This window comes from Buttiauxella brennerae ATCC 51605, from assembly GCF_001654925.1.
Classification (GTDB): domain Bacteria; phylum Pseudomonadota; class Gammaproteobacteria; order Enterobacterales; family Enterobacteriaceae; genus Buttiauxella; species Buttiauxella brennerae.
In genome coordinates, this window is the sequence record NZ_LXER01000020.1 from 25,445 (window position 1) to 39,681 (window position 14,237).

The 14,237-nt window shown below is 51.6% G+C and carries 12 protein-coding genes; 9 read left to right on the forward strand and 3 right to left on the reverse strand.

Annotation, left to right across the window (positions count from 1 at the left end):
* The first annotated feature begins 73 nt into the window (after positions 1–73).
* Together moeA and moeB are read left to right on the forward strand one after the other, a co-directional pair.
* Complete coding sequence (gene moeA, locus M975_RS11970) at positions 74–1,306, forward strand: molybdopterin molybdotransferase MoeA (protein WP_064559641.1); 1,233 nt, start codon at positions 74–76, stop codon at positions 1,304–1,306.
* 2 nt (positions 1,307–1,308) lie between these two features.
* Complete coding sequence (gene moeB, locus M975_RS11975; protein ID WP_064559643.1) at positions 1,309–2,070, forward strand: molybdopterin-synthase adenylyltransferase MoeB; 762 nt, start codon at positions 1,309–1,311, stop codon at positions 2,068–2,070.
* Here moeB and M975_RS11980 read toward each other — a convergent pair.
* Positions 2,058–3,131 (reverse strand): LacI family DNA-binding transcriptional regulator, encoded by a 1,074-nt coding sequence (locus M975_RS11980; RefSeq protein WP_064560068.1) that lies wholly within the window; start codon positions 3,129–3,131, stop codon positions 2,058–2,060. The genes moeB and M975_RS11980 overlap by 13 nt on opposite strands.
* A 295-nt stretch (positions 3,132–3,426) precedes the next feature.
* Between M975_RS11980 and M975_RS11985 the strand changes: the two genes are divergently transcribed.
* Together M975_RS11985 and M975_RS11990 are read left to right on the forward strand one after the other, a co-directional pair.
* Positions 3,427–4,728 carry an MFS transporter gene (locus tag M975_RS11985; RefSeq protein WP_064559645.1) on the forward strand — a complete coding sequence of 434 codons (1,302 nt, stop codon included), beginning with the start codon at positions 3,427–3,429 and terminating at the stop codon, positions 4,726–4,728.
* 17 nt (positions 4,729–4,745) lie between these two features.
* Positions 4,746–7,109 (forward strand): glycoside hydrolase family 31 protein, encoded by a 2,364-nt coding sequence (locus M975_RS11990; RefSeq protein WP_064559647.1) that lies wholly within the window; start codon positions 4,746–4,748, stop codon positions 7,107–7,109.
* A 103-nt stretch (positions 7,110–7,212) separates the two neighbouring features.
* Here the strand turns inward: M975_RS11990 and M975_RS11995 are convergent, their stop codons facing one another.
* Positions 7,213–8,808: an ABC-F family ATPase gene (locus M975_RS11995; RefSeq protein ID WP_064559649.1), complete on the reverse strand. Its 1,596-nt coding sequence runs from the start codon at positions 8,806–8,808 to the stop codon at positions 7,213–7,215.
* Between the two features lie 234 nt (positions 8,809–9,042).
* On the opposite strand from M975_RS11995, the gene ldtB reads away from it, so the two are divergent.
* From ldtB to sanA, 5 genes are all read left to right on the forward strand, one after another.
* Entirely contained in the window at positions 9,043–9,963 is a 921-nt protein-coding gene (gene ldtB, locus M975_RS12000; protein ID WP_064559651.1) for a L,D-transpeptidase, read from the forward strand.
* Positions 9,964–10,198: 235 nt separating this feature from the next.
* Positions 10,199–10,600, forward strand: coding sequence for a CidA/LrgA family protein (locus M975_RS12005; protein ID WP_064559653.1), 402 nt, complete (start codon positions 10,199–10,201; stop codon positions 10,598–10,600).
* Entirely contained in the window at positions 10,597–11,292 is a 696-nt protein-coding gene (locus M975_RS12010; protein ID WP_064559656.1) for a CidB/LrgB family autolysis modulator, read from the forward strand. Before M975_RS12005 ends, M975_RS12010 begins: the two co-directional genes overlap by 4 nt.
* Before the next feature lie 130 nt (positions 11,293–11,422).
* Positions 11,423–12,307, forward strand: a complete 885-nt coding sequence (cdd, locus tag M975_RS12015; protein ID WP_064559658.1) for a cytidine deaminase — start codon at positions 11,423–11,425, stop codon at positions 12,305–12,307.
* A 131-nt stretch (positions 12,308–12,438) separates the two neighbouring features.
* Positions 12,439–13,158 carry an outer membrane permeability protein SanA gene (sanA, locus tag M975_RS12020; RefSeq protein WP_064559660.1) on the forward strand — a complete coding sequence of 240 codons (720 nt, stop codon included), beginning with the start codon at positions 12,439–12,441 and terminating at the stop codon, positions 13,156–13,158.
* 58 nt (positions 13,159–13,216) lie between these two features.
* Here the strand turns inward: sanA and mglC are convergent, their stop codons facing one another.
* A complete protein-coding gene (gene mglC / locus M975_RS12025; protein ID WP_064559662.1) occupies positions 13,217–14,227 on the reverse strand; it encodes a galactose/methyl galactoside ABC transporter permease MglC in 1,011 nt (336 codons plus the stop codon).
* Positions 14,228–14,237: the final 10 nt, after the last annotated feature.

Consider the following 14,237-nt stretch of genomic DNA (forward strand, 5'->3'; position numbering starts at 1 on the left):
GACGGGTATATCAGCCAGCGGCGTTTCTCTGCCATAATGTCCGACATATTTTTCCCGCGCCGCAGGAGCTTTCATGGAATTTACCGCCGGGCTTATCCCCCTTGAAACCGCAATGGAACAGATGTTGTCGCGTATTGTTCCTGTCACTGAATCTGAGTCCATCCCTTTGCTGACGGCTTGTGGGCGCATTACCTCCCACCCTGTCACGTCGCCAATCGATGTACCGGGGTTTGATAACTCAGCAATGGACGGTTACGCGGTGCGCCTGAAAGATATCGCGCTGGGCACGGCGTTGCCTGTCGCGGGGAAAGCCTTTGCCGGGCAGCCGTTTGCAGGCGTCTGGCCTGAAGGCACCTGCATCCGCATTATGACCGGCGCGCCTGTACCGCCAGAAACCGACGCCGTGGTGATGCAAGAAGAAGCCACAGTGACCGAAAGCGGTGTGCGTCTTAACGAAGCAGTGAAAAACGGGCAAAACGTTCGCCTGCGTGGGGAAGATATTCGCCAGGGTGCGAGTGTGTTGCCCGCAGGTAAAAAACTAACGGCGGCCGAATTGCCGCTGATTGCCTCGTTAGGTATTCCAGAGGTCACTGTGCTGCGCAAAGTGCGTGCGGCGGTGTTCTCCACGGGCGATGAGTTGCAACTGCCAGGAACACCGCTTGGCGAAGGCCAAATCTACGATACCAACCGCCTGGCGGTACATATCATGCTTGAGCAGTTGGGCTGTGAGGTGATTGATTTAGGGATTATCCGTGATGACCCTGAAGCCCTGCGCGCTGCATTTGTTGAAGCGGACAGTCAGGCCGATGTGGTGATCAGCAGCGGCGGCGTTTCCGTCGGTGAAGCGGATTACACCAAACAGCTGCTCGAAGAGTTGGGTGAAGTCGGTTTCTGGAAACTGGCGATTAAACCGGGCAAACCTTTTGCCTTTGGCCGCCTAAAAAACAGCTGGTTCTGCGGCCTGCCGGGCAACCCGGTTTCTGCGGCACTCACTTTCTATCAACTGGTTCAGCCGTTGCTCGCCAAACTGAGCGGCCAACAGGGTAATGCCCTGCCGCCACGTCAACGCGCTCGCACCGTTGGGCGCTTGAAAAAATCACCGGGCCGCCTCGATTTCCAGCGCGGAATACTGCGTACCGGCGAAGACGGGCAATTAGAAGTGCTGAGCACCGGCCACCAGGGTTCGCATATTTTCAGCTCATTTAGCCAGGCCAACTGTTTTATTGTGCTGGAGCGTGAGCGCGGCAATGTTGAAGCGGGCGACTGGGTTGAGGTTGAGCCATTCAACCACCTGTTCGGGGGCTGATGATGAGCGCTGAACTGAGCAATCAGGAAATGCTGCGTTATAACCGCCAGATTATTCTGCGCGGTTTTGATTTTGACGGGCAGGAAGCGTTGAAAGCCGCGCGAGTATTGGTGGTTGGGCTTGGCGGCCTGGGTTGTGCTGCTGCCCCGTACCTTGCCGCGGCAGGTGTGGGGCACCTGACGTTGCTGGATTTTGACACCGTGGCGCTGTCCAATTTGCAGCGCCAGACACTGCATCGTGATGCCACTATCGGGCAGCCGAAAGTGGACTCCGCCCGGGATATGCTGGCGGCGATCAATCCCCATATTCAGATTGAAACGGTGAATGCGCTGTTAGACGAAGCGCAACTGCTGGAGCTAACCGCACAGCACGACCTGGTGCTCGACTGCACTGATAACGTGGCGATTCGCAATCAGCTTAATCAGTGCTGTTTCACCAGCCAAAAACCGCTGGTTTCCGGTGCGGCGATTCGTATGGAAGGGCAAATCAGCGTGTTCACTTTTCAGGATGGCGAACCTTGTTATCGCTGCCTGAGCCGCCTGTTTGGCGACAATGCGCTGACCTGTGTTGAAGCGGGTGTCATGGCCCCGTTAGTGGGTGTGATTGGCTCATTGCAGGCGATGGAAGCCATCAAACTGCTGGCAAATTACGGCACACCGGCAAGCGGGAAAATCGTCATGTACGATGCGATGACCTGCCAGTTCCGCGAAATGAAACTGCCGCGAAATTCGCAGTGTGAGGTTTGCGGTACTCACTCATCATAAAGCCCCACGCTACTGACCGCCGTATGGCTCTTGTTTGGGCGAATACGGCGCACCGAATCACGCACCACCAGCATGCCGTTAAGCAGTAAATTGCCGACCGGCGCTTCCGGGCGAATTAAGCGTTGCTGCAAAATATGGATTGCCTCTTCGCCCAGTTGGTCACGCGGCACATGCACTGATGTCAGTGGCACATCGTGAATTGCAGCAAGGTTAAAGCCATCAATGCTCATCACTGAAATGTCGTGCGGTACGCGTAGCCCGGCGTTTTGCAACGCCTTCACCACCCCTGCCGCCATGAAATCGCCACCGACCAAAAAAGCGGTGGGAAGCAAGTGGCGTGGAGTGGCCGCCAGAAACTCGTCTATCAGTTTTTCACTCTCTTTCGCACTAAAGCTCTGCGCGGTGATGAGGTGGCGAGCGTCATCAAATTGCAGGTTGCTGGCATCCCAGGCGTCACGAATTCCGGCCAGACGCAACTCCATGGTATAACGCCGCAGGCACAGCAAGGTGACGACTGATTTATGGCCTTGTTCGAACAAATAGCTCGCGGCAAAGTCGCCAATTAACTGGTGATCCGGTGCCACACCGGGCAGGCGCATTTTACGGTCACGACAGTTGATCAACACGCATGGCTTGCCAAGATCCACCGCCAGATCGTGAATATGCGGATCGTCAATGCCGAGCAGGATCGCCGCCTCGGTTTCTGGTTCATTCATTTTGCTCAAAAACAGATTGGCATCGCTGTCATTTTCTTCAAGTGCGCAATAGCGCAGCCGGACTTCGTGCGGTGCCAGCGCCTGACTTAGCCCCTGCGTGACACGATAATAAAAGACGTCAGATCGCTCATCAAAAGCACGCTGCGGCGCGAAAACGACCAGACTGTTAAGTAACATGCGCCCCGCCGCCATTCCCGCGAGTACACCTTTTTGCCCGGCGCAGTTCAGCACCTGCAGGCGCGCCTGTTCACTGGTATTCGATTTTCCTGCAAGGACGCGTGAAACCGTGCTGATAGACAGCCCCGTTTCCGCAGCAATTTCGGCGATTTTTAGCTTTTTACTCATTTTGTGATCTGTGCCCATTTCGGCCATGAAAAATTTTTCACGATAAAGTGTATGGCTTTATCACGGGGATTTTCGTTAACGAACGCACGTATTTATCTTTCATATGAAAATTTTTGCATCAAAGTCACTATTGAGCCGTTTCTAACTGTTTTACGCTCTCTCCATTGCCGCGATTGAACCTGCCATCATGCGGTGAGAAATTAAAAAAATAATTATTAATCAATTAGATAACAATTCATTCAATCAGTGAATTGATAAATTTTTCCGATAGATACATCTGTTCGTGGAGAACGACATGAGTCATGGCATAAATCCGGGTGTCACCGCCGTAAAGGCAAAGCGCACCGTCCGCAACCTGCGCTGGTGGGTTCTGGTCCTGTTTTTGTTAGGCGTTACCGTTAACTACATTACCCGCAACTCATTGGGTATTTTGGCCCCTGAGCTGAAAACCAGCCTGGGGATTACTACCGAACAATACTCGTGGATTGTGGGTGCGTTTCAACTGGCTTACACCTTATTCCAGCCTATCTGCGGCTGGTTAATTGACGTTATCGGTCTCAAGCTCGGCTTTTTAGTGTGTGCCGGGGTATGGGCGATTGTCTGTGTGATGCACGCAGGTGCCGGAAGCTGGCTACAACTGGCAATTTTACGCTTCTTTATGGGTGGAGCTGAAGCGGCGGCAACACCTGCTAACGCCAAAACTATCGGTGAATGGTTCCCGAAAAAAGAACGCCCGATTGCCGCAGGTTGGGCAGGCGTTGGCTTCTCAATTGGTGCCATGCTGGCACCGCCAATCATCTACTTTGCCCACGCCTCTTTTGGCTGGCAGGGCGCGTTTATGTTTACCGGCGTGCTGGCGATGCTGTGGGTTATTTTGTGGTGGTTGTTCTATCACAACCCTGAGCAGCACCCGAACCTGAGCAAAGAAGAGCTGGCTTTCATTAAGCAGGATAACGAACCTGAAGCGGTGAAACTGCCGTTCCTGACCGCACTGAAAACCGTGGGCAAAAACAAGCGTTTCTACGGTATCGCCATTCCGGCGTTTATGGCTGAGCCGGCCTGGGCCGTGCTGAGCTTCTGGGTTCCGCTCTACCTTGCTTCCGAACGTGGAATGGATCTCAAACAGATAGCGATGTTTGCCTGGCTGCCGTTCCTTGCCGCAGACCTCGGCAGTATCGCAAGTGGCTATCTGACGAAAATCTATACCCGCTGGTTTGGTTGCTCACGCACTAATTCCATTGTGGCAAGTTCGGTGACTGGCGCATTCCTGATGATTTCGCTGGCGCTGGTTGCCATCACAAAAGACCCGTACATCACCATCGCCCTGATTTCCGTCGGTGGCTTCGGGCACCAGATTATCTCCTGCATGTTAAGTGCGCTGGTTGTTGATTCCTTCGATAAAGGCCAGATGGCGACAGTCAACGGCATGCGTGGTTCTGCAGCCTGGATTGCCAGTTTCCTGTTCTCACTGTTGATTGGCGTCACCGCCGACAAGATTGGCTACAACCCTTTATTTATCGCCATGGGCTTCTTTGACCTGATTGGCGCTGTATTCCTGGTTTCTTTTATTGCTGAACGCCGCACCAAGCGTGCCTGATATATGGATTGTGAACGATGAAAACGTTGAAAAATTGGACACTGTTAAAATCTGATGCCAACCACGTTGAGCTAAGCGTGGATGGGAAACATCGCCTGAACCTGTTTGTACTAGAACAAGGCATGTTCCGTGTGCTGATTAAGCGCGAAAACAAACTGGCGCTCAACCGCACCTGGAGCATCGCGCCAGAAAATGATGTGCCATGGGAAGGCCGTAATCGTGAAAGCCTGGAAGGTTTTGCATTGCCGGGTTTCACCATGGAAGAACTCGGTGACACACTTCGCATCAGCAGCGATAAACTGCGTGTAACTGTTCACCAGCCGTTGTGGCTTGCGTGGGAATATCTCAACGAAGCTGGCGAGTGGCAATTCCTGGCAAGCGACCGCCCAACCAGCGCTTATTTACTCAACGCACATGGCGATGGCGTGGCGCATTATCAGCGCCGCTATAAAGAAGAACAATATTACGGTTTAGGCGAAAAAGCGGGTCCACTTCAACGTACCGGTAAGCGTTATGAAATGCGTAACCTGGACGCAATGGGCTATAACGCGCAATCAACTGATCCGCTGTACAAACATATTCCGTTTACCATCACACGCCGCCCGGATGTCAGCTTTGGGATGTTTTACGACAACCTGAGCAGCTGCTGGCTGGATTTAGGTAATGAAATTGACAACTATCACCTGCCCTACCGCCGCTGGCAGGCAGAGTCTGGCGATGTCGATTATTACCTGTTCCTCGGCCCGCAGGTTTTAGATGTCACCAAAGCCTTTGTGCGCCTGACCGGTAAAACGCTGTTTGGCCCGAAATGGAGCCTCGGTTATAGCGGTTCAACCATGCATTACACCGATGCACCTGACGCGCAAAACCAGCTGATGAGCTTTATCAAACTGTGTGAAGAGCATGCAATCCCTTGCGATTCGTTCCAGCTGTCGTCGGGCTATACCTCGATTAACAACAAGCGCTATGTGTTCAACTGGAACTACGACAAAGTGCCGCAGCCGAAAGTGATGAGCCAGGCGTTCCACGATGCCGGTATCAAACTGGCGGCGAATATTAAGCCGTGCCTGTTGCAGGATCACCCGCGCTACCAGGAAGTGGTTGAGCAAGGGCTGTTTATTCAAGATTCAGAGCAGGATACCCCGGAGCGCTCAATCTTCTGGGACGATGAAGGTTCACATCTCGACTTCACCAACCCGGCGACGGTGAAATGGTGGCAAAACGGCGTCACCACGCAGCTGCTGGAAATGGGTATCGACTCAACGTGGAACGATAACAACGAGTACGAAGTGTGGGATGGCGAAGCGCGCTGCTACGGTTTTGGTGAAGAGATTGCCATCAAAAATATCCGCCCGGTCATGCCACTGTTGATGATGCGTGCCTCCCTTGAAGCACAGCAGGCCTTTGCACCAGAAAAACGCCCGTATCTGATTTCTCGTTCCGGCTGCGCCGGGATGCAACGTTACGTGCAAACCTGGAGCGGCGATAACCGCACCAACTGGAATACTCTGCGCTATAACACCCGCATGGGCGTGGGCATGAGCCTGTCTGGTTTGTATAACGTTGGGCACGACGTTGGCGGTTTCTCTGGCGACAAACCAGAAGCCGAGCTGTTTGTACGCTGGGTTCAAAACGGCGTGATGCACCCGCGCTTTACTATTCACTCATGGAATGACGACCAGACCGTGAATGAGCCGTGGATGTACGCAAGCGTCACGCCGGCAATTCGCAGCGCGATTGAAACACGCTATCGCCTGTTGCCGTACTTCTACACACTGCTGTGGCAGGCCCATGCCGACGACGAGCCGATGCTGCGCCCGACGTTCCTCGACCACGAACACGACGCGAAAACCTTCGAAGAGTGCGACGATTTTATGCTGGGCCGTGATCTACTGGTGGCAAGTGTTGTGGAAGAAGGCCAGCGTGAGCGCGAAGTCTGGTTGCCGGAAAATGGCGCGGGCTGGTACGACTATTACACTGGCCAATGGTATAGCAGCGGCCAGACGATTGTTGTCGACGCACCGCTTGAGCGCCTGCCACTTCTGGTTCGCGCCGGAGCCGCACTGCCACATTCCGCGCGTATTACTCATGTGAAAGCGAGTGCTGACAATGTACGCGAGCTAAAAGTGTATCCGTTACAAGGCACTGGCGTTTCACACGGCAGTCTGTTTGAAGATGATGGCGAGTCGTGGGGTTATCAGCAGGGCAACGCACTGTGGCTTGACTGGGAAATTCGCTGCACAGCGGATGAAATCCACGTGATGTTCACGCGTAAAGGCGATTATCAGCCAGCCTGGAAAGAGATTGCGTTGACGTTGCCTGTGGGCGAGAAACGCCGCTTGATGGTTGACGGGAAAGAACAGGTTAGCTGGAAGATTTAAGTTGTAACCCTCACCCCGGCCCTCTCCCTCAGGGAGAGGGGGAAAACCGTCAGTTCCCTCTCCTGGGGGAGAGGGCTAGGGTGAGGGCGTTCTAAGCTAAAACTTAGTTATCAATGCCTTTACTGCGCAGGTAATCTTCGTACCCACCGGTAAAGTCAATCAAGCGCTCTGGTGTAATCTCAATCACGCGGGTTGCCAGCGAGCTAACAAATTCACGGTCATGAGAAACGAAGATCAGCGTGCCTGGGTACATTTCCAGCGCCATGTTCAGCGATTCAATGGATTCCATATCCAGGTGGTTTGTTGGTTCATCCATGACCAGAACGTTAGGGCGTTCCATCATTAATTTACCAAACAACATGCGACCTTTTTCACCACCAGACAGCACCTTCGCAGGCTTTTTGATATCGTCCTGGCTGAACAGCAGACGGCCAAGAATGCTGCGCACCGCTTGCTCGTCGTCACCTTCTTGCATCCACTGGCTCATCCAGTCGAACACAGTCAGGTCATTTTCGAATTCGTATTCGTGATCCTGTGCGTAATAGCCGATTTGCACATTCTCAGACCACTTCACAGTACCTGCATCTGGAGTCAGTTCAGCGACCAGCGTTTTAAGCAAAGTCGTTTTACCCACGCCGTTGGTACCCAGAATGGCGAGTTTCTCACCCACTTCCAGCAGCATGTTAACGTCTTTGAACAGCGGGCCGTTATCAAAGCCTTTAGACAGAGCTTCAACTTCAAGCGCATTACGGAACAGTTTCTTGTCCTGCTCGAAGCGAATGAACGGGTTCTGACGGCTGGATGCTTTCACTTCGTCGAGTTTGATTTTATCAATCTGACGAGCACGAGAAGTCGCCTGGCGAGATTTAGAGGCGTTGGCACTAAAACGGCTTACGAAGGATTGCAGGTCTGCAATTTGCGCTTTTTTCTTCGCGTTATCAGACAACAGGCGTTCACGCACTTGTGTTGCCGCCGTCATGTATTCGTCGTAGTTGCCTGGATAAACACGCAGTTCGCCGTAGTCCAGATCCGCCATGTGAGTACACACCATGTTCAGGAAGTGACGGTCGTGCGAAATGATGATCATGGTGCTGTTACGTTCGTTCAGCACGGTTTCCAGCCAACGAATGGTGTCGATGTCCAGGTTGTTCGTCGGTTCATCAAGCAGCAGAATTTCTGGGTTTGAGAACAGTGCCTGCGCCAGCAGCACACGCAGTTTCCAGCCTGGAGCGACTTCGCTCATCGGGCCGTAATGTTGTTCTACAGGAATGCCTACACCTAACAGCAGTTCACCCGCGCGAGCTTCAGCGGTGTAACCGTCCATTTCGCCGTACAGCACTTCCAGGTCAGCGACTTTGTAGCCGTCTTCTTCGCTCATCTCTGGTAACGCGTAAATGCGGTCGCGCTCTTCTTTTACTTCCCAGAGTTCAGCGTGGCCCATGATCACGGTGTCGAGCACGGTGAATTTTTCAAAGGCGAATTGATCCTGACGCAACTTACCGAGGCGTTCGTTCGGATCAAGTGAAACGTTACCCAGCGTTGGCTCTAAATCACCACCGAGGATTTTCATAAAGGTAGACTTGCCGCTACCGTTAGCGCCGATCAAGCCGTAACGGTTGCCGCCGCCAAATTTGACAGAAATATTTTCAAACAACGGCTTACTGCCGAACTGCATTGTGACGTTACTGGAAACTAGCACAGAGATGTCCTGGTAAAAGAAGGTTTGTAATATGTGAGATCGTGCACATTATGCCATAACTCAACGTGCAGATCGCTCTGCTTATGCAGTGGTGATAAAATAATCAAATAACAAAAAAGTGTGATTTAATCCACATCCGATTTCCCAGGCCGATGTAATGCACATATAATGCGCGCTCAAATCGCTCCGTTTCTTCACTAACTCGCCTGCAGGGCCGTAAATACTTCACATAACATGAATATGAAACTACGCACAATTTTACTGGCATTTGTAGCTGTTGTGTCTTTCAGTAAGACAGCTTCTGCCGTGACCTATCCACTGCCTACTGATGGCAGCCGTCTGATTGGTCAAAACCAGGTCGTTACTATTCCTGAAGGTAGCACTGCACCGCTGGAAGAGTATGCGGCGCGTTATCAGATGGGCCTTTCCAACATGCTGGAAGCAAACCCAGGCGTTGACCCGTATTTGCCAAAACCTGGTACCATCCTGAACATTCCTCAGCAGTTAATTCTGCCGGATACCGTTCATGAAGGCATTGTGATCAACAGTGCTGAAATGCGCCTCTACTACTACCCGGCGGGTACTAACACGGTCATCGTGTTGCCAATCGGTATCGGCCAGTTGGGTAAAGACACCCCGCTGAACTGGACGACAAAAGTCGAACGTAAAAAAGCAGGCCCGACCTGGACGCCAACGGCGAAAATGCACGCGGAATACATCGCTGCGGGTACACCATTGCCAGCCGTTGTGCCAGCCGGTCCGGACAACCCTATGGGTCTGTACGCGCTGTACATTGGCCGCCTGTATGCCATCCACGGCACTAACGCAAACTTTGGTATTGGTCTGCGTGTGAGCCACGGTTGTGTGCGTCTGCGTAACGAAGACATCAAGTTCCTGTTCGAGAAAGTGCCGGTCGGAACTCGCGTTCAGTTCATCAACGAACCTGTGAAAGCAACCGTTGAGCCAGATGGTGCGCGCTACATTGAAGTGCATAACCCACTGTCTACAACTGAAGAACAGTTCAACTCAACTGAGATCGTGCCAATCACGCTGAAAAGCAATGTGACTGCGATTACCGCTCAGCCTGATGTTGACACCGCTGTGGTCGATCAAGCTGTTCTGGGCCGTTCCGGTATGCCAGTACGCCTGAACTAATCAAGCGTTTGAGTTAAAAAGCGACCTTCGGTCGCTTTTTTTATGCCTGTCACCTTCGTCACACCCTGCCTGATGCCCGGTTTCCCTCGTCCCGACTGTCTTCGCCAGAAAGAGAAAACAAATGAGGAAAAGTTCCAGACAGGAATATTTGGTATGCTCATAATTCATGATGTGATCGGTAGCACATTTTAAAGTTTAATTGTATGATGAATGCGTTTATTAAAGGGTAATCACCATGCGTAATTCGCTCACCGTAATTTGGCAGTACCTGCGTTCTTTTGTATTAATTTACATATGCTTATATGCAGGCATTGCCATTGCATCACTGCTCCCCATTACCATTCCCGGCAGTATTATCGGCATGTTAATTCTGTTCGTTTTGCTGTCATTGCAAATCCTGCCAGCCAAATGGGTCAAGCCAAGCTGCCATTTGCTTATCCGCTACATGGCGCTGTTATTTGTGCCGATTGGCGTGGGCGTAATGCAGTATGTCGATGTGATAAAACAGCAATTTGGCCCGGTGGTGGTGTCATGTTTTATCAGTACGCTGGTGGTATTAGTGGTGGTGAGCCTGAGTTCCCAACTGGTGCACGGTGAACGCAAAGTGATTGGCGAAAGCGAGGGCGAAACAAAATGATGCATCATATCTGGTGGTCTTTACCCTTAACCCTGGTGACTTTTTTCCTTGCGCGCCAAATCGGTTCTCGTTTTAAGACACCATTGCTGAACCCATTACTGGTTTCAATGATTGTCATTATTCCCATTCTGGTGTTTACCGGCACGCCATACGACCACTATTTCCAGGGCAGCAAAGTGTTGAATGACTTACTTCAACCTGCGGTGGTTGCCCTCGCCTTCCCGCTTTACGAACAACTTCATCAGATTCGTGCGCGCTGGAAGTCCATTATCACTATCTGCTTTATTGGCAGCATGGTAGCGATGATCACCGGCACATCTGTTGCACTGCTGATGGGTGCAACTCCTGAAATTGCGGCTTCAGTGTTACCGAAATCCGTCACTACGCCGATTGCGATGGCGGTGGGTGGAAGCATCGGTGGTATTCCGGCAATCAGCGCAGTTTGTGTGATTTTTGTAGGGATTTTGGGTGCTGTTTTTGGCCATGCATTGCTGAACCTGATGAAAATCACTACCAAAGCCTCGCGTGGGCTGGCGATGGGGACAGCTTCACATGCGCTGGGCACCGCTCGCTGTGCCGAACTGGACTTCCAGGAAGGGGCATTTAGCTCACTGGCGCTGGTCATTTGCGGCATAATCACATCACTGATTGCCCCTTTCCTTTTCCCGATAATTCTGGCGGTTTTCCGTTAAAACTTGCGAGAGATCGCGCATTTTCATTTTTTATTTCATAAGTTGCATTTGTAATTAGATAAAGATCACATATAAAGCCCATACAGACCCGTAAACTACGGTTCAATTACTTGTTATGAGGCTACTACTTATGCGCTCACGTTTTCAGGCTGCTCTCGCACAACTCCCGGCTTCTCTGCAAGCCGCTTTGCAACCCTTGCTTGCTGATGACCACTTCTCAGCGATGTTTAGTGCAGCGGAAGTGGAATCACTGAAAGGCCAGACTGGCCTTGATGACGATGCGTTGGCATTTGCTTTGCTGCCGCTTGCAGCCTCCTGCGCGCGTGCCGATTTATCTCAATTCTATGTGGGTGCTGTGGCGCGTGGCGTCAGCGGTAATCTCTATTTTGGCGGCAACATGGAGTTCCTCGGCTCCACCATGCAACAAACCGTTCATGCTGAACAAAGCGCGATTACTCACGCGTGGATGCGCGGTGAAAAAGTCCTCGCAGCCATTACCGTTAACTACACGCCATGCGGGCATTGCCGCCAGTTTATGAACGAACTGAACAGCGGTGTTGCATTACGTATTAATCTGCCTGGCCGCAAACCTGCAACACTTGGCGACTATTTGCCAGATGCGTTTGGCCCGCGTGACTTAGAAATTAAGACGCTGTTACTGGATGAAATGGATCATGGTTTTGAGTTGCAGGGTGATGAACTGAGCCAGGCCGCGATTGCGGCGGCAAACCGCAGCCACGCGCCATACAGTAATGCGCCATCAGGTGTTGCACTGGAAATGCGTGACGGCTCTATTTTCAAAGGCAGCTATGCCGAAAACGCCGCATTCAACCCTTCCCTGCCTCCGCTGCAAGCGGCATTGAATCTGCTGAGCCTTTCGGGTTATGACTACAATGAAATCCAGCGCGCAATTCTGGCGGAAAAAGCCGATGCACCACTGACACAGTGGGATGCAACTGCTGCGACATTAAAAGCGCTGGGCTGCTCAAATATCGATCGCGCACTTTTAAGCTAAGACTCGCACTAAGGGCGCAAGCACGCCCTTAGTGATGAAAAATGCTTCAACCAACACCTCGAATCTTGCTCTTCACCACCAGGTAAAGTAGCCTTGGATAAAATTTCATCCCATTATTGAGTCGCAAGTCCATGTTGAAGCGCGTGTTTTATGGCCTGTTGGTTATCATCGGCTTGGCTGTGGTCACTGCGCTGTGCCTTGACCGCTGGATAAGCTGGAAAACTGCGCCTTACGTCTACGATGAGCTGCAAGATTTGCCCTATCGCCAGGTCGGCGTGGTGCTGGGAACCGCCAAATATTACCGCACCGGTGTTATCAATCAGTATTATCAATTCCGCATTCAGGGTGCATTAAACGCGTATAACAGCGGGAAAGTGAACTACCTGTTGTTAAGCGGTGACAATGCCATGCAAAGCTACAACGAACCGATGACCATGCGCAAAGACCTGATTGCCGGTGGCGTTGACCCTGCCGATATCGTGCTGGATTACGCAGGTTTTCGTACCCTCGACTCCATCGTTCGTACTCGTAAAGTCTTTGATACCAACGATTTTATTATCATCACTCAGCGTTTCCATTGTGAGCGTGCGTTGTTTATCGCGCTGCATATGGGCATTCAGGCGCAGTGCTACGCAGTACCTTCACCAAAAAATATGATGACGGTGCGTATCAGGGAATTTGGTGCGCGTTTGGGTGCGCTGGCAGATTTGTATCTCTTCAAACGTGAGCCACGTTTCCTTGGGCCGCTGGTACCAATCCCCGCCATGCACGAAGTCCCCGAAGATGCGCAGGCTTATCCTGCAGTCACACCAGAGCAGTTGCTGGAATTGCAGAAGAAAGATAAGAAGTAGAATGCATAAAAAAACCCGCACATATCTTCCTGTGCGGGTCTTGGTAAAACCGTAGAGATTACTTCTTACGAGCGTATTTCAGGGAATCAAGCGCTACTGCGAAGATAATAATCGCGCCCTTGATAATGTACTGCCAGTAAGGGTTCACGCCGATATAAGTCAAACCGTAGTTGATAACCGTAAAGATGATAACACCGGTCACCACACCAACTACCGTACCCACACCGCCGCTAAATGACACGCCGCCTACCACACACGCCGCAATCGCATCGAGTTCGTACATAAAGCCGAGGTTGTTGGTTGCAGAACCGATACGCCCCGCTTCCAGCATCCCACCGAAGGCGTAGAACACACCAGACAGCGCATAAATCATGATCAGGTTCAGCGCAACGTTAACGCCTGAAACTTTAGCCGCTTCCGGGTTACCACCGATGGCGAAGATGTTCTTACCAAAGCGAGTTTTGTTCCAGAGGATCCAGACAAAGCCAATCGCAATCAACGCATAGAACGTGATGTACGAGAGCTTAAAGTTACCCATTTTGATAAAGCCCTGGGTAAAGGTCGAGAACCCGCTGTCGAACCCGGCAATTGGCGACGCCCCCACAAAGTCGTAATACAGGGAGTTGATACCGTAAACGATGATCATGGTGCCCAAAGTGGTGATAAACGGCGTCACATTCAGGTAAGCAATGATAATACCGTTAACCAAACCAATGATGGCGCCAATCGCACAAACGATCAGGATAACCACCGGAATAGGCATGGTGCTCATTTCAGGGAAAACTTTGTTCACGTTTTCCATGGACTGCAAAAGCGTTGCCGCAACGACCGCCGCCAGGCCAACTTGGCGACCAGCCGAAAGGTCAGTACCCTGGGTCACAATCAGCCCCGCCACACCCAGTGCAATAATAATACGCACCGAGGATTGGGTCAGAATGTTACTTAAGTTCATCAAGCTTAAAAACGTGGGATCCTGGAAAATAATAATCGCCAGTAGCACCAGCAATACGACATAAATGCCGCCTTCTTTCAGATAAGTTAGAAAACTTTTCTTATTTAACGCACTCATTTTTAATAGC